Source organism: Stenotrophomonas geniculata (assembly GCF_034508895.1).
Classification (GTDB): domain Bacteria; phylum Pseudomonadota; class Gammaproteobacteria; order Xanthomonadales; family Xanthomonadaceae; genus Stenotrophomonas; species Stenotrophomonas geniculata.
This window is the reverse complement of sequence record NZ_CP140571.1, coordinates 1,298,995-1,314,661: the sequence shown is the minus strand read 5'-3', so window position 1 is coordinate 1,314,661 and position 15,667 is coordinate 1,298,995. Positions and strand designations below refer to the sequence as shown.

The window sequence follows — 15,667 nt, the reverse complement described above, 5'->3', positions numbered from 1 at the left end:
GCCAAGCCTACATGGACGTACTTGCGGCGTCCCCGCAATCCGACACCGCCCCGCCATTCCACGGAATGCCCGCTTTTGACGTTGCCCTTGCTATTGCCTCTGCGGGTGCAGGGCTGCAAGCCCTGCCGATACCCTCACTCTGCCGGGCAGTAAGCCTTGATGGCGGCCTCCGCCAACCCCTTCTGCGCACTGCGTTGTTCCGGAGCCAACGGGGTATCGGCCTTGCCATCGCCATCGGTGTCCTGCATCACCTGGCCGCCACCGTCCAGCAGGGCCAGGTTAGCCCGGGCTGTGCTGCACTGCTCGGGCACCGGTGCGGCCGGGGTCTCGGCGCTGGCCGCAGCCTGTGGGCTGCGCGCCTGCGCACGGGTCTCGAATTTCCTGCCCGCCGGAGGGGTCTCCGAATACTGGGTCACGCCATTGGCGTCCTTCCATTTATAGACCGGGCCGGCCACGACGTTGGCACTGGCCAACAGCAGCAGGCATCCAAGGCAGGACAGGGCACGCATGGCAAACTCCACGGAATGGGCGTAGAACGCCGATTGCAGCATTGGCGCCGAGCACTGGCAAGTCGATTAAACTGGATTCCATGGACCCGATCACACCGCCGCCGCGTTCGCGCACGATTTACCTGCTGCCCAACCTGTTCACCACCGCCGGCCTGTTTGCCGGCTTCTACGCGATCATCGCCGCGGCCAACGGGGACTTCGTCAACGCCAGCATCGCCGTGTTCGTGGCAGCGGTGATGGATGGCCTGGATGGGCGCGTGGCGCGCCTGACCGGTACCAGCAGCGAATTCGGCGTGCAGTACGACTCGCTGGCCGATCTGGTCAGCTTCGGCATGGCCCCGGCACTGGTGATGTACCACTGGTCGCTGTCGTGGCTGAAGTTCGATGATCCGCTGCTCGGCCGCGTCGGCTGGGCCGTGGCCTTCCTGTATGCGGCCTGCGCGGCACTGCGCCTGGCCCGCTTCAACACCCAGGTGGCGGTGGTCGACAAGCGCTGGTTCGTTGGCCTGGCCAGCCCGGCCGCAGCGGGCCTGATGATGTCCTTCGTCTGGGCGTTTGCCGATGGCAACCTGGGCTGGGACGGCAACCAGCTGCGCTACGTGGCGCTGGCGGTGACGATCATCGCTGCGCTGCTGATGGTCAGCCGTATCCGCTTCTGGAGCTTCAAGGGCGGCGCTGCCAAGGGCACCCGTTCGGATCGCGTGCCGTTCCTGGTGCTCGCCCTGGTGCCGGTGGCCATCGCCATCGCGGTGATCGACCTGCCGCGCGTGCTGTTCGCGGTGGGCATCCTGTACGCCTTGTCCGGCCCGGTGATGTGGGCCGTGCAGCGCCTGCGCAAGAAGCCCGAGGCCGCGTGAGCCAGGACCTGCCCGTGCTGTGGTCACCGGCCCAGCAGGCCTGGCTGCAGGCCATGGGCTACACCGTCTATCACGACGGTCAGCTGGCCGCCGAGCTGGATGCCGCGCTGCAGCTGAGCGTGGCCGAAGCCGAGACGGCTGCCGCGCCAGCGGCGGAGCAGGCGCGGGCATCCACCGCACCCGCGCGTGAGCCTCTGGCTGCGGCCACACCCGTTTCCCGCCAGGAGCGTCCGGCACCCCCGCGTCGCGAGACCCCGGTCAGCGCACCGGACACCGCGCCCGCCGCTGCCCGCCCGCTGCCCGGCGGCAATGCCCGGCAGCCGGTGGTGCGGCTGCCGGATCGCCTGCAGATCGCCTTGCTGCGCGCGTCCGGCTGCAACCCCAACGATCCGGCCACGCAGGCGCTGATGGACAGCTGGCCGCTGGACCAGTTGCGCCAGGACCCGGCCGCCAAGCGCGCGCTGTGGCCGCAGCTGCGCACCCTGCGCAAGCGGGGCACGCCATGAGTGCGGTCAGCCAGCCCGGTCCGGTCAGCCTGCGTGCGCTGCGCGAGAGCGACCTCAACGCGGTGATGGCGATTGAAGTACGCGGCTATCCGTTTCCCTGGACCCGCGGCATCTTCGTTGACTGCCTGCGTGCCGGTTATCCCGGCCTGGCGATGGAGCGCGATGGCCAGCTGATCGGCTACGGCGTGCTCAGCATCGCCGCCGACGAGGCCCATGTGCTGAACATCTGCATCGATCCGTTCACGCAGTCGCGTGGCCTCGGGCGGCAACTGCTGCGGGCGCTGGTGCAGCTGGCCGGCGACCGTGGCGCGCAGCGGGTGTTCCTGGAAGTGCGTCCGTCCAACGCGCCGGCGCTGGCGCTGTACCACAGCGAAGGCTTCAACGAGATCGGCCGCCGCCCGCGTTACTACCCGGCCGCACAGGGCCGAGAGGACGCGGTGGTGATGGCGATCGAACTGGTCGACGGCGACCTGCAGGCGATGCCGCCGCTGTAACCGGGAAGGGTTGCCGGCCAGCGGCCGGCACTACCGATGGATCTCCGCTGTCATCGACACATCACCTGCCGTGGTAGGTGCCAACCTTGGTTGGCACGCATTGCTCACGCCAACCGCAGTGCCAATACACCGCCTACGATGAGCGCCGCCGCCAGCCAGCGTGCGCGCGGTATGCGCTCGCGCAGCAGGAACACCGAGATCAGCAGCGCGAACAGGATCGAAGACTCACGCAGCGCGGAGACCATCGCCACCGGCGCCTGGGTCATCGCCCACAACGCCATTGCATAGGACGCCGTGGTGCCGACGCCGCCGGCCAGACCGAGAGGCCAATGCTGCCGCGCATAGTCCAGCACCGCGCCGCGCCGGGTGTACAGCGCCCACAATGGCAGGGGAATGCCCGACAGCAGGAACAACCACAGCGTGTAGCTGAGCGCGCTGCCGGACTGGCGCGCACCCTGCGCGTCGACCAGGGTGTAGGTGGCGATCATCGCTGCGGTCAGCAGTGGCAAGCGCAGTTGGCCGCCACGCGCACCCAGTGCCATGCACAGGATGCCGGTGCTCACCAGCACCACGCCCAGCCAAGCGGCAGCTGGCAATGGTTCGCCCAGCAGGGTGCCGGCCAGCGCAACCAGGATCGGCGCGCTGCCACGCATCAGGGGATAGGCCAGGCTCATGTCGACCTGCTGGTAGCAGCGTGCGACCAGGCTGTAGTACGTCACCTGCAACAGCACCGACGCGCCCAGCCACGGCAAGCAGTGCGCGGCCGGGAACGGCAGGAAGGGCAGGGCGGCCGCCGACAGCAGTGCGGCGCTGCCCGTGACCAGCACGGTGCCGAGGAATTTGTCTGGTCCGCGCTTGACGATCGCATTCCAGCTGGCATGCAGGGCCGCGGCCGCGAGGACCAGCAGGAAAATGGGCAGAGGCATCGGGCGATGATGCCATGTCGGGAAAATGTTCCGGGTTTGGTGGGTGCCAACCCTGGTTGGCACATCGCTCGGTGCGGACCAAGGTCCGCACCCACCAGAGCGAGGCAGGGTAGGTGCCAACCTTGGTTGGCACATCGCTCAGTGCGGACCGAGGTCCGCACCCACCAGCATGGTGCTTACAGCTTCGCGCGCTGCTCGCGCAGGCCGGCCAGCTGGGTGTTCCAGTCGACCAGGCGCACGCGTTCCTGCTCGACCACCGCCGGTGGCACCTTGTCGGTGAACCTGGCCAGCTTGGTCTCGCTCTTTTCCTTTTCGGCTTCGACGCGGGCGATTTCCTTGTCCAGGCGCACGCGCTCGGCGTCGAGATCGACCAGGCCTTCCAGCGGCACCAGCAGCTTCAGCTCGCCCACGATCGCAGCGGCAGCCGGCGGTGCGCTTTCGCCTTCGGCCAGCCACTGGATGCTGTCCAGCTTCAGCAGGAACGACAGCGAGGCGCTGAAGCGTTCGATGCGCACGCGGTCCAGTTCGAGGCCGGCCTGCAGGCGCAGCGGCACCAGCTTGGACGGGGCCACGTTCAGTTCACTGCGCACGCGGCGCACGGCAGTGATCACGGCCTTCAGCCATTCCACGTCGGCCTCGGCCTGGGCAAAATCGCCCTCGAACTCGGCCGCGGTCGGGTACGGGCGCAGCGACAGCGTGGTTTCGGCCAGGCCCAGGCGCGGGGCCAGCTGCTGCCACAGCTGTTCGGTGATGAACGGCGTGAGCGGGTGCAGCAGGCGCAGCAGCGCTTCCAGCACGTACAGCAGGGTGTGGCGGGTGCTTTCGGCATCGGCGCCGTCGGCACCGTTCAGGGCCGGCTTGCTCAGTTCCAGGAACCAGTCGCAGAACGCGTTCCAGGCGAACTCGTACAGGCACTGTGCCAGCAGATCGAAGCGGTAGGCGGCGAAATGGCCCTGCGCTTCGGCAGTGGTGGCGGCCAGGCGCGCGAGGATCCAGCGCTCGGCATCGGTGCGCGGCTTCGGCACGCCGGTGAACGCGGCACCTTCAGTGTTCATCAGCGCGAAGCGGCTGGCGTTCCACAGCTTGTTGCAGAAGTTCTTGTAGCCCTCGGCGCGGTTCATGTCGAACTTGATGTCGCGGCCGTGGGTGGCCAGCGCGGCGATGGTGAAGCGCAGCGCATCGGCACCGTGGGCAGCAATGCCGTCCGGGAATTCCTTGCGGGTGGCCTTTTCGATCTTCTCCACCATCTTCGGCTGCATCAGGCCGCCGGTACGCTTGGCGACCAGGTCGTCGATGGTGATGCCGTCGATGATGTCCAGCGGGTCGAGCACGTTGCCCTTGCTCTTGGACATCTTCTGGCCCTGGCCGTCGCGGATCAGGCCAGTGAAGTAGACGTCCTTGAACGGGATCTTCCCGACCAGGTTGTCGGTGGCCATGATCATGCGCGCCACCCAGAAGAAGATGATGTCGAAGCCGGTGATCAGCACCGACGACGGCAGGTAGCGGTCGAAGCCGCGCTCGGCCATCGCCTGTTCGTTCGGCCAGCCCAGGGTGGAGAATGGCCACAGCTGCGAGGAGAACCAGGTCTCCAGCACGTCGCTTTCCTGGTTCAGCACCACGTCGCTGCCGAGGTTGTTCTTCGCGCGCACTTCGTCTTCGCTGCGACCGACGTAGCAGTTGCCGGTGGCGGCGTCGAACCACGCCGGAATGCGGTGGCCCCACCACAGCTGGCGGCTGATGCACCAGTCCTGGATGTTGTTCATCCAGTGGCGGTAAGTGTTGATCCAGTTCGGCGGAACGAAGGCGATGCTTCCGTCCTCGACCAGTTCCAGGCCACGCTTGGCCAGGTCGTCCATCTTCACGAACCACTGGTCGGTCAGGTACGGCTCGATCACCTGGCCGGTGCGATCACCGCGCGGCACCTGCAGCTTGTGCGCCTTGGTCTCGACCAGGATGCCCAGGTCTTCCAGCTCGGCCAGCACGGCCTTGCGCGCGGCGTAGCGGTCCAGGCCCTGGAAGCGTTCGGGTGCGTTTTCATTCAGCGCCGCCACCGGGGTGAACAGGTTGATCATCGGCAGGCTGTGGCGCACGCCCACTTCATAGTCGTTGAAATCGTGCGCCGGGGTGACCTTGACCACGCCGGTGCCGAACGCACGGTCCACGTAATCGTCGGCGATCACCGGCACGCGGCGGCCGGTCAACGGCAGCACCACCTGCTTGCCGATCAGGTGCGCATAGCGCTCGTCTTCCGGATGCACCATCACCGCCGTATCACCCAGCAGGGTTTCCGGGCGCGTGGTGGCGACCACCAGGTAGTCGCGGGTCTCGCGCAGGGTTTCCACGCCGTCGGCATCGCGCTCGACGTGTTCGTAGCTCAGGCCGTCATCGAGCGTGTAGGCGATCGACCACAGGAAGCCGTCTTCCTCGGCGCTCTCCACTTCCAGGTCGGAAATGGCGGTCTTCAGCACCGGGTCCCAGTTGACCAGGCGCTGGCCACGGTAGATCAGGCCCTGCTCGTACCAGCGCACGAAGGCTTCGTTGACGGCGGCCGACGGCTGCGGGTCCATGGTGAAGGTGCTGCGCGACCAGTCGGCGGAGGTGCCGAGGCGGCGCATCTGGCGCTCGATGGTGTCGCCGGACTGCTGCTTCCACTCCCAGACCTTGCCGATGAAGCCCTCGCGGCCCAGCGAATCGCGGGTCTCGCCCTTGCCTTCCAGCGCCAGGTTGCGGCTGACCACCATTTCGGTGGCAATGCCGGCATGGTCGGTACCGACCTGCCACAGCGTGTCGTAGCCACGCATGCGGTGGTAGCGCACCAGCGCATCCATCAGGGTCTGCTGGAACGCGTGGCCCATGTGCAGGGTGCCGGTTACGTTCGGCGGCGGCAGCAGGATGGTGTACGGCTCGCCCGTGCCGGACGGCTTGAAGTGGCCGGCCTTCTCCCAGGCCTCGTAGAGGTCGGTCTCGAAGGACTTCGGGTCGTAGCTGGAGGCGAGTTGGGTCATGCGGGGGAACCAGGAGGTAATCGTTGAAGGATCAGGGCGCGGCGGCGGCCCATCAAGGGGGCCGGGGCGCGCTTACATGTCGTGCTTGTTCAGGTCGTAACCGGCGGCCTTGTACTGGCGCCAGCGTTCGCGCAGCGGTTCGCGCGCTTCCGGGTCGGCCGGAACCACTTCCAGCACGCGCTCGCACTCGCCCAGCCAGGGTTCATCACGCAGGTTGATCACCAGCGGACGCGCCGGTGCCCCGGTGCCGGGTACGGCGATCAGCACCAGCGCTTCTTCCTCGTCCATGTCCTCGCCGGCGATCTGGTGCGGGATGTAAGCGTCGTTGTCGAACGCCCACAGCAGTTCGTCCAGCTCCTCGGCCTGGGCCTGGTCGCGGGCCAGCACCAGGGTGAACAGCCCGGCGTCGTTGGCCTTGCGTGCCAGCTCGCAGACCAGGCGCAACGGCTCGGTCAGGAAGCGGGGCTTGGCGATCAGGTAGAAGTCGGCGCGGGGCATGGCAGGGTCCGGGTCAGGCAGGGTTCCGGCGGTGCCGGGCGAGGCCCCGGCCGGCGGGCGCCGGCCAGGGTCGGGTACGGCATCAGGCGCGGGCGGCCTGGTCCAGCAGCCACTGGCTCAGCAGGCCGACCGGGCGGCCGGTGGCCATGCCACGCTTGCCTTCATCGCTGGCCACGCCGGCGATGTCCAGGTGGGCCCAGCGCTGGCCTTCGGTGAAGCGCGACAGGAAGCAGCCAGCGGTGATCGCACCGGCCCAGCGGCCGCCGATGTTGTAGACGTCGGCGAAGGTCGAATCCAGCATCGGCTGGTACTCGTCCCACAGCGGCAGGCGCCAGGCGCGGTCGAACACGTGCTCGCCGGCCGCCAGCAGCTCGTTGGCCAGGTCGTCGTGCTTGCTCATCAGGCCGGCGGTCTGGTGGCCCAGGGCGACCATGCAGGCACCGGTCAGGGTGGCGACGTCGACCAGCGCGGCCGGCTCGAAGCGCTGCGCGTAAGTCAGCGCGTCGCACAGGATCAGGCGGCCTTCGGCGTCGGTGTTGCCCACTTCGATGGTCTTGCCCGACATCGAGGTGATCACGTCGGACGGACGGTAGGCGTTGCCGTCGATGGCGTTTTCCACCGCCGGCACCACCACCACCAGGTTCAGCGGCAGCTTGGCCTTGACCGCAGCGACGAAGGTGCCGATGACGTTGGCGCCACCGCACATGTCGTACTTCATTTCTTCGATGCCGCCCTGGGTCTTCAGGTTGACGCCACCGGTATCGAAGGTGATGCCCTTGCCGACCAGTACATAGGGCTTGGCGTCGCCAGCACCGGTCCACTTCAGCACCACCAGGCGCGGGCGGTTGGCCGAACCACGGGCCACGGCCAGCAGCGAACCCATGCCCAGCGCTTCCATCTGGTGCTCGTCGAGGATCTCGGCTTCGGCACCGTCATGCTCGCCGGCGAACTTCACGCCCACCTCGGCCAGATAGGCCGGGGTGCAGTAGTTCGGCGGCAGGTTGCCCAGCTCGCGGGCGAACTCGACACCGGCGGCGATGGCCTGGCCCTGGGCCAGGGCCTGCGCGTCGTCACCGGCGATGGCCAGCTGGGCCAGGCCGGCGTCGTCGGCCTTCTTCTTGCCCAGGGTGGCGGTGTAGCGGTAGGCGGCGTGATCGGCGGCGATCACCGCCTGGCGGATCGCCCAGGCCGCGTCGCGGTCCTTGATGGCTACTTCGGACAGGGTGAACAGTGCGTTGCGGGCAGCACCGGCCTTCAGCGCGCGCACGGCGTCGCCGACGGCCTTCAGGTACTGCGGCACGCCGAAACGGGCGACTTCGCCGAGGCCGACCACCAGCACGCGCGGGGCGGTCACGCCCGGCAGGTCATGCAGCAGGGTGGTGGCGCCGGTCTTGCCGGACAGGTCGCCGCGCTGGGCCAGGGCGGCCAGGCGGCCACCGCTGGCGGCGTCCAGGGCCTGTGCGGCCGGGGTCAGGGTATGGTCGGCATAGGCGCCGACCACCAGGCAATCAACGGCGGCGGCGGCCGGAGCAACGTGGTTCAGGGTGAATTCGAGGGCCATTGAGCAGATTCCATTGGCGAGTCCGTACAATCGCAGGCCGTTTACGCCCAGACAGTAGACTGGGCGGCACCGCGAACGAACCCCAGAGTTTAAACCACCGCCCCATGCTGAAGCTCGACCGATACCTGCTGGGCGATTTCGTCCAGAGTTTCCTGGCTACCCTGATCGTCCTGCTGGTGGTCAGCGTGGGCGGCGTGCTGGTGGACATCCTCGGCAACATCGCCGACGGGCGGCTGCCGGCCAAGCTGCTGTTCTCGCAGCTGGGCCTGCAGTTCATCGCCTACCTGCCGCTGATCCTGCCGCTGGCACTGATGCTGGGCCTGCTGCTGGCCATCGCCCGCCTGTACCGCGATTCGGAAATGGCGGTCATCACCGCCATTGGCGTGGGCCCCAAGCGCCTGCTGCGGCCGCTGTTGATGCTGGTGGTGCCGGTGGTGGTGCTGGTCGGCACCTGCTCGCTGTGGCTGGGCCCCTGGGCCGGCCGGGTGGCCGAGCAGATGATCATCGAGGCCAACCGCAGCGTGCTGATGGCCGGCCTGGAGCCGGGCCGCTTCACCCCGCTGCCCAATGGCGGCGTGGTCTACCTGTCCTCGATCTCGCCCGATGGCACCCAGCTGGGCAACGTGTTTCTGCAGCGCCAGAAGGATGACCGCCTGGAGGTGGTGTCGGCCAATGGCGGTCGCATGTTCTTCGAGGGTACCCGCCAGCGCTTCCTGGAGCTGGATGACGGCCACCAGGTGGAAGGGCCTGTAGCCGGTGCGCTGGACTACCGCCTGGCGACCTTCGCCCGCAATGACGTGGCCCTGCCCGATGGCGCGCAGACCCGCACCGAGGATGACCCGGAACTGATGCCGACCCTGCAGCTGATCGGCGATGAGCGTCCGCAGGCGCAGGCGCAGCTGCACCGCCGCCTGGCCCCGCCGCTGATCGCGCTGGCGTTCGCCCTGATGACCGTGCCGCTGGGCCGCAGCTCGCCGCGCCAGCAGCGCTACGGCCGCATGATGCTGGCGCTGATGGCCTACATGGTCGGCACCAACCTGATGTTCATCGGCAGCGGCTGGATCGCCAACGGCAAGATCCCCGCTGCGCTCGGCCTGTGGTGGTTGACCCTGCCGCTGCTGGCGCTGGCCATCTGGATGTATGCACGTGATGGCCGCCTGGGCCGCCCGAAGGGAGCCCGCGCATGAGGCTGCGCCCGATGCGTTTCGACCTGTACCTGGGCCGGTCGGTGTTCACCACCGTGTTGCTGACGTGGGCCGTACTGGTCGGCCTGGACGTGGTGATGGCGTTCTCCGGCGAGTTCAAGGACATCGGCAAGAACGGCTACACCCTGGGCCATGCCGCCGCCTGGGTGCTGTATACGGTGCCACGCCGCGCTTACACCATGTTCCCCACCGCCGCGGTGATCGGCGCACTGATGGGCCTGGGCCAGCTGGCGGCGACCTCGGAGCTGACCGCGCTGCGTGCACTGGGGCTGTCGCGCAAGCGCCTGAGCGTTTCAGTGGCGATCGCGCTGTCGCTGCTGACCGCGGTGATGGTGCTCAGCGCCGAGACCCTGGGCCCCTGGGGCCAAGACCGTGCCGATGCGTTGAAGTCCAGTGCCAAGTGGGGGCGGGATATCGCCACCAGCCGTTATTCGGGCCTGTGGGCACGCGAGGGCGATACCTTCCTCAATGCGCAGAGTGGCGAGGAGCAGCTGGTTGGCGACAAGGGCACGCGCCTGATCCTGCGCGACGTGCGCCTGTATCACATCGCTGAAGACGGCCGGATCGCCTCGCTGACCCATGCTGCCACCGTCGAGCATGACAAGGATGGCTGGGTATTGACGGGCGTGCGCCGGGACACCTTTGGTGAACGCTCGGCCACGCGTGAGGAAGTGGCGCGCGAAGCGTGGAATTCTTCGCTGGATCCGGCGGCGCTGGCCACCGGCATCGCCAAGCCGCGCAACCTCAGCGTGGCCGAACTGAGCACCAGCATCGCCTATCGCCAGCGCAACGGGCTGGATGCGCGCGACTTCGAGGATGTGTACTGGAGCCGCTGGTTCTACCCGGTGAACGTGCTGGCGCTATGCCTGGCGGCGGTGCCGTTCGCGTTCGGTTCGCTGCGCAGCGGCGGCATGGGCAAGCGCCTGTTCCTGGGCATCCTGTTCGCGCTGGGCTTCTGGCTGCTGCAGCTGTTCTTCGGGCGCATGGCCGGCGCGTTGAAGTTCGATTACCGCATTGCCTATGCGCTGCCGCCGATCGTGATGCTGGCGGTGTCAGGACTGCTGTTCCGGCGCAAGTCGGGCTGATTCTGGTTGTTGTAGAGCCGAGCCTGTGCTCGGCTGTCACGTACAGTGCGGAAAGCAGCCGAGCACGGGCTCGGCTCTACAGACAGCGCCTTACCGTTTCGGCATCCGCACCAGGCGGGTACCGCTGGCGCGGTCATGCCAGGTCAGGCGTTCGCGATCGACCCACGCCCACCAGAATCCCAGTCCACCCAGCAGCAGGGACAGCGTGCCCACGGCGAAGCGCAGCCACAGCTGGCTGCGCCGCAGCGGCGCGCCATCGCTGGCGTGCAGTTTCAGCCGCCACGGCCGCATGCCCAGCGTCTGCCCGCCGCGGCGCCAGCTTGCCGTCGCGTACCACCCCGTGATCGCCCAGCACACCGCCCACAGCAGCCACTGCCAGGCACTGAACGGCGCGATGTTCTCGCGCTGGTCATGGCCGCTGAAGGTGTAGGCAAGGGTGAACAGGGTGCCGGCCAGCATCCACAGCGCCAGCACCGGCAGCGCGTCGTAGACCATCGCCAGCGCGCGCCACAGCAGCAATGCGCGCGGGCGGGGCAGCTCTGTAGCGGCCGCAGGGGCCGTATCAATGACGGGGCGGGACATGCGCCGAGCATACGCAATGCTGGCCGCATCCGCAGTGGCCCTCGTATCCTGCACGCATGGCCTCTGTTTCCACCCCCGCCGAACGCCGCCAGCTGGTGCAGCAACTGCCCGAGCTGCGCGCCGATGACAGCGTGCGCATCCAGCGCTTCCTCGATGCGATCTGGGCCGAGAACGGCCTGGCCCGCGCCACCCTCGACAGCTACCGGCGCGACCTGGAAGGGCTGGCACGCTGGATGGACGGGCGCGATGGTGGCCTGGCCGGCATCGAGCGTCCCGGCCTGTTCGACTATCTGGCTTGGCGTACCCGCCACGGCTGGTCACCGCGCAGCAATGCGCGGTTGCTGTCGGCGCTGCGGGCGTTCTTCGCCGATGGCGTGCGCCGCGGCGAACGCAGCGAGGATCCCAGCGCGCTGCTGGATCCGCCCAAGCTGCCACGATTGCTGCCCAAGGCGCTGGCCGAGAGCCAGATCGACGCGCTGTTGGCAGCACCGGATGTCGACAGCCCGCTGGGCCTGCGCGATCGGGCCATGCTGGAGCTGATGTATGCCGCCGGCCTGCGCGTGAGCGAGCTGGTGCTGCTGCCCGCCACCGCGGTCAACCTGCGCCAGGGCGTGCTGCGGGTGACCGGCAAGGGCAGCAAGGAACGGCTGGTGCCGCTGGGTGAGGAGTCGCAGCACTGGCTGGAGCGTTACCTGCAGCAGTCGCGCCCGCTGCTGGTCGGCAAGGGCAAGGTGCACGCGTTGGCAGACGGGCAGACACCGTTGTTCGTCGAGCCGACGCTGCATGCGCTGACCCGCCAGGCGTTCTGGCATCTGGTCAAGCGCCACGCCCAGGTGGCCGGCATCGATCCGGCGCGGATCAGCCCGCATGGCCTGCGGCACAGCTTTGCCACGCATCTGCTCAACCGCGGTGCCGACCTGCGCGCGCTGCAGATGCTGCTCGGCCACAGCTCGCTGTCGACCACCCAGATCTACACCCTGGTGGCCCGCGAACACCTGCAGAAGCTGCACGCACGCCACCATCCGCGCGGCTGAGCGCAGGCCTGAACCCCGGCCTCAAGCGTCGGGCGGTGTCGCGGCCCGGTCGCGGCAGCTGTGTCAGAATCCGGGGTCTTCTTCTGCCGCGGACCGCTCCATGCTCCGATTTGCCATCGCCGCCGTGTTCGGTGCGCTCAGCCTGACCGCCTGCGCCCAGCCGGCCCCGCCAGCTGCCAAGGCACCCGCCACCGCTGCGGCCAAGGCCAGCCCGGCCGCCAACGCGTCGGCCGATCAGGCCGTGCGCGCCGCGCTGACCGCGCTGAACCCCGGTTTCCAGGTGGACTACATCGGTGCTGCACCGTTCCCCGGCTTCCGTGAGGTCGTCGTGTCCGGCCAGCTGCTGTACGTGTCCGATGATGGCCGCTACCTGTTCCAGTCGCAGCCCTACGACACCCGCGCCAAGGGCCCGGCCAACAGCGAAGGCCTGCTCGGCTACCGCCGCGATCTGCTGGCCAAGGCCAACCATGGCGACCGCATCGTGTTCGCCGCGCCGAATGCCAAGTACACCATCAGCGTGTTCACCGACATCGAGTGTGGCTACTGCCGCAAGCTGCACCAGGACATCGCCGAGCTCAACCGCAACGGCATCACCGTCGAGTACCTGGCGTTCCCGCGCATGGGGCTGGGCAGCAAGGACTACACCGACATGATCTCGGTCTGGTGTGCAGCGGATCGCCGCCAGGCGCTGACCAATGCCAAGCGCGGTGGCAATGTGCCGGCCAAGAACTGCACCAACCCGGTGGCGATGCAGTACGCACTGGGCCAGCAGCTGGGCGTGAACGGGACGCCGGCGATCTTCGCGCCGGACGGTACCCAGCTGGGCGGTTACCTGCCGCCGGCGCAGCTGCGCGCGGCGCTGGAAAAGCTGTCGGCCAAGCGCTGATCGCCGCCGACCTTGTTTCTGTAGAGCCGAGCCCATGCTCGGCTGATGTTTCCGCAGCCGAGCATGGGCTCGGCTCTACAGGTAGGAAGCCGGGGGCGCGCAGCACCCCCGGCTTTTTTCTTACTTCAGGCCATCACTGACCGCCTTGGTCAGCGTGCCCTGTGCATCGTCACCACTGAACTCCCAGACGAACGCGCCGCCCAGGCCCTGGGTCTTCACGTAGCCCATCTTGCGGGTGATGTTGGCCGGGGTATCGAAGCTCCACAGCGTGCTGCCGTTGTAGATCCAGGTGGCACCGGCGGTGTTGTCGGTGTAGCCCGGCCACGCCAGGTTCTTCAGCACCTTCCAGTCTTCGATGCCGGCCTCGTAGGTACCCGGCGCGGCGCCGGTGGCGGTCTGGTACAGGCCGTTGTTGGCGTTGGCCACACCGGTCCAGCCGCGCCCGTAGTAGCCGATGCCCAGGTTGAGCTTGGCGGCGGGCACGCCTCGGCTGATGAAGGCCTCGATGGCGTCGTTGCTGTTGTACAGCTTCTGGTCGCCGGTGGACGGATCATTCGGCGAATCAAACAGCGCCGACTGGTGATTGGTCTTCGCATCCCACGCACCGTGGAAGTCGTAGGTCATCACGTTGATGTAGTCCAGGTACGGGTGGTACGCGGCCGGATCGGTGACGCGGATCTTGTCGATGCCGGCGCCCACCGCCACCGTCAGCAACAGGCCCGGACGCACCGCATCGAGCTGGCGGCGGAACTCGGCCATCAGTGCGGTGAAGTTGGCGTTGTCTTCCGGCTTGCCGCATTCGATGCCGCAGGCCACCGGGTATTCCCAGTCGATGTCGATGCCGTCGAACACGCCCAGCGCGGCACCGGCGCCACCGGCACCGTCGGTCACCGGCAGGTTGCCCTTGATGTAGGCGTCGATGCACGAGGCGACAAAGGCCTGGCGGTTTTCCGGGCGCGCCGCGCTGGAGAAGCCGCGCGACCAGGTCCAGCCACCCAGCGAGATCAGCACCTTCATGCCCGGGTACTTGGCCTTGAGCTGCTTGAGCTGGTTCCAGTTGCCGCGCAGCGGCTGGTCCCAGGTATCGGCGCTGCCGCTGACACTCTCGGCGGCACTGAAGGCCTTGGTGTAGTCGGCGAAGGCGTCGCCACCGGCACCGCTGTTCGGATCCGACGGCTGGGTGATGCCCACTTCGCAGCGGTTGTTGCGCACGTTGCCGAACGCGTAGTTGATGTGGGTCAGGCGTGCGGCCGAGCCGCTGCTGTCGATGTTCTTGACCCGGTAGTTGCGGCCGTAGATGCCCCACTGGGTGAAGTAGCCGATGACCCGCTTGCCGGTGGTGCCACCGTCACCGGCCAGCGTGGTGGCGCTGATCTCGGTGCCCTGTGCCGACGCATTGCCGGCGTTGTCGCGGGCGCGCACGCGGTAGCGGTAGGTGGTGGAGGCAGTCAGCCCGCCGTCGACATAGCTGGCACTGGACGGTGAACCGACCAGGCTGCCGTTGCGGTACACGTCGTAGCCGGCCACGCCGCTGCCGCCGGTGTTGTCGGTGGACGGGTTCCAGCTGAGTGCGATGCTGTTGGCGGTGCGCGTACCGACCGCCAGCCCGCCCGGCACGCTCGGTGCGGTGGTATCGCCACCGGCGGCGTTGACGGTGATGGTGATGGTCGCGGTGCTGCTGGTGGCGTTGTTGTTATCAGTGGCCACCGCGCGCAGGGTGTGGCTGCCGGCGCTGGCATTGGCCCAGCTGGCCGCGTACGGCGCACTGGTGGCCACGCCCAGCGTGCTGCCATCGCGGAAGAACTCGACCTTGGCGACGCTGCCGTCCGGATCACTGGCGTTGGCAGTCACGTTGACCGTGCTGCCGGCACTGAAGGTGGCGCCGTTGGCCGGCGAGGTCAGGCTGACCACCGGCGGCTGGTTGGCGCCGCTGCCATCGCAGGCGCCGAGGTTGGTGTAGTAGGGCGCACCGGCCGGATGGTCCGGCGGCGCGTTCCAGATGTCCTGGTTCGCCCGATAGAGGACGCCTCCTTTCTGCAGGGTATCGCCGGCCCGGTAGATCCTGGCCTGGTCCCATTGGGCCACCCCGGCACAGCTGGCGGCCTGCGCCAGGCCGGGCAGGGCGGCGGCACCGGCGGCCAGGGCAAGCAGCCAGGCCAGGCGGTGGGGACGACAGCTTCGGGTCGAACGTTCGGCACTGCGCACAATCGGGTCGTACATGGGTAAGTCTCCGATCAAAGGGCGCGCGGGCCCCGATGGCGCCGCGCGTGACGCAGGTCCGGGCATCGCCCGGGAAGGCGACGGAGGGGCCGGACGGAGGTACCTGGGAGGCCGGGGAGAGAGTCCGGCGCCAGGTAGGGACAACGTTGTCATCAATCGTGTGGTCAATCCGTGAGCAAGCGCATGGTTCGGGGAATCGGGCGGAGAGCGCGCTGCGCGCGGTCGGCGGCCATCGGCGGAGCCCCTCGTGGCTGGGGCTTTCCGCGAACAGCGGGCTTCTGGAGGTTGGCCGGGTGGGT

14 protein-coding genes are annotated in these 15,667 nt (G+C 68.2%); 7 read left to right on the top strand and 7 right to left on the bottom strand.

Translation table 11 applies throughout. From position 1 onward, the window contains the following. Positions 1-134: 134 nt before the first annotated feature. Positions 135-509, bottom strand: a complete 375-nt coding sequence (locus RI032_RS06215; protein WP_029379706.1) for a DUF4124 domain-containing protein — start codon at positions 507-509, stop codon at positions 135-137. 80 nt (positions 510-589) lie between these two features. Between RI032_RS06215 and pssA the strand changes: the two genes are divergently transcribed. From pssA to rimI, 3 genes are read left to right on the top strand one after another with little or no spacing between them, the layout of a single operon-like run. Next, positions 590-1,366: a CDP-diacylglycerol--serine O-phosphatidyltransferase gene (gene pssA, locus RI032_RS06210; protein ID WP_005415206.1), complete on the top strand. Its 777-nt coding sequence runs from the start codon at positions 590-592 to the stop codon at positions 1,364-1,366. After that, positions 1,363-1,872, top strand: coding sequence for a hypothetical protein (locus RI032_RS06205; protein WP_049482122.1), 510 nt, complete (start codon positions 1,363-1,365; stop codon positions 1,870-1,872). Before pssA ends, RI032_RS06205 begins: the two co-directional genes overlap by 4 nt. Then, positions 1,869-2,366 carry a ribosomal protein S18-alanine N-acetyltransferase gene (rimI, locus tag RI032_RS06200; protein WP_049410561.1) on the top strand — a complete coding sequence of 166 codons (498 nt, stop codon included), beginning with the start codon at positions 1,869-1,871 and terminating at the stop codon, positions 2,364-2,366. Before RI032_RS06205 ends, rimI begins: the two co-directional genes overlap by 4 nt. A gap of 104 nt (positions 2,367-2,470) precedes the next feature. Here the strand turns inward: rimI and RI032_RS06195 are convergent, their stop codons facing one another. From RI032_RS06195 to RI032_RS06180, 4 genes are all read right to left on the bottom strand, one after another. Further along, positions 2,471-3,292 carry an EamA family transporter gene (locus tag RI032_RS06195; protein ID WP_197645242.1) on the bottom strand — a complete coding sequence of 274 codons (822 nt, stop codon included), beginning with the start codon at positions 3,290-3,292 and terminating at the stop codon, positions 2,471-2,473. A gap of 176 nt (positions 3,293-3,468) precedes the next feature. Next, on the bottom strand, positions 3,469-6,297 hold the full coding sequence (locus RI032_RS06190) for a valine--tRNA ligase (RefSeq protein WP_322548002.1): 2,829 nt from the start codon (positions 6,295-6,297) through the stop codon (positions 3,469-3,471). Between the two features lie 72 nt (positions 6,298-6,369). Then, the gene (locus RI032_RS06185) at positions 6,370-6,795 is read right to left on the bottom strand and encodes a DNA polymerase III subunit chi (RefSeq protein WP_010480719.1); all 426 of its coding nucleotides are present in this window, start codon (positions 6,793-6,795) and stop codon (positions 6,370-6,372) included. Positions 6,796-6,877: 82 nt separating this feature from the next. Continuing rightward, positions 6,878-8,356, bottom strand: a complete 1,479-nt coding sequence (locus RI032_RS06180) for a leucyl aminopeptidase (RefSeq protein ID WP_322548001.1) — start codon at positions 8,354-8,356, stop codon at positions 6,878-6,880. 104 nt (positions 8,357-8,460) lie between these two features. Here RI032_RS06180 and lptF point away from each other — a divergent pair, with 104 nt between their 5' ends. Together lptF and lptG are read left to right on the top strand one after the other, a co-directional pair. Then, positions 8,461-9,543, top strand: coding sequence for an LPS export ABC transporter permease LptF (gene lptF / locus RI032_RS06175; RefSeq protein ID WP_322548000.1), 1,083 nt, complete (start codon positions 8,461-8,463; stop codon positions 9,541-9,543). Then, positions 9,540-10,646, top strand: a complete 1,107-nt coding sequence (gene lptG / locus RI032_RS06170; RefSeq protein WP_043403322.1) for an LPS export ABC transporter permease LptG — start codon at positions 9,540-9,542, stop codon at positions 10,644-10,646. Before lptF ends, lptG begins: the two co-directional genes overlap by 4 nt. Before the next feature lie 90 nt (positions 10,647-10,736). Here the strand turns inward: lptG and RI032_RS06165 are convergent, their stop codons facing one another. Further along, a complete protein-coding gene (locus tag RI032_RS06165; RefSeq protein WP_322547999.1) occupies positions 10,737-11,228 on the bottom strand; it encodes an RDD family protein in 492 nt (163 codons plus the stop codon). A 56-nt stretch (positions 11,229-11,284) separates the two neighbouring features. Between RI032_RS06165 and xerD the strand changes: the two genes are divergently transcribed. Together xerD and RI032_RS06155 are read left to right on the top strand one after the other, a co-directional pair. Further along, on the top strand, positions 11,285-12,262 hold the full coding sequence (xerD, locus tag RI032_RS06160; RefSeq protein ID WP_010480724.1) for a site-specific tyrosine recombinase XerD: 978 nt from the start codon (positions 11,285-11,287) through the stop codon (positions 12,260-12,262). Positions 12,263-12,362: 100 nt separating this feature from the next. Beyond that, complete coding sequence (locus RI032_RS06155; protein WP_010480725.1) at positions 12,363-13,148, top strand: thioredoxin fold domain-containing protein; 786 nt, start codon at positions 12,363-12,365, stop codon at positions 13,146-13,148. Positions 13,149-13,268: 120 nt separating this feature from the next. Here RI032_RS06155 and RI032_RS06150 read toward each other — a convergent pair whose 3' ends face one another. Continuing rightward, positions 13,269-15,368 (bottom strand): glycosyl hydrolase family 18 protein, encoded by a 2,100-nt coding sequence (locus RI032_RS06150; protein WP_322547998.1) that lies wholly within the window; start codon positions 15,366-15,368, stop codon positions 13,269-13,271. Positions 15,369-15,667 lie beyond the last annotated feature (299 nt).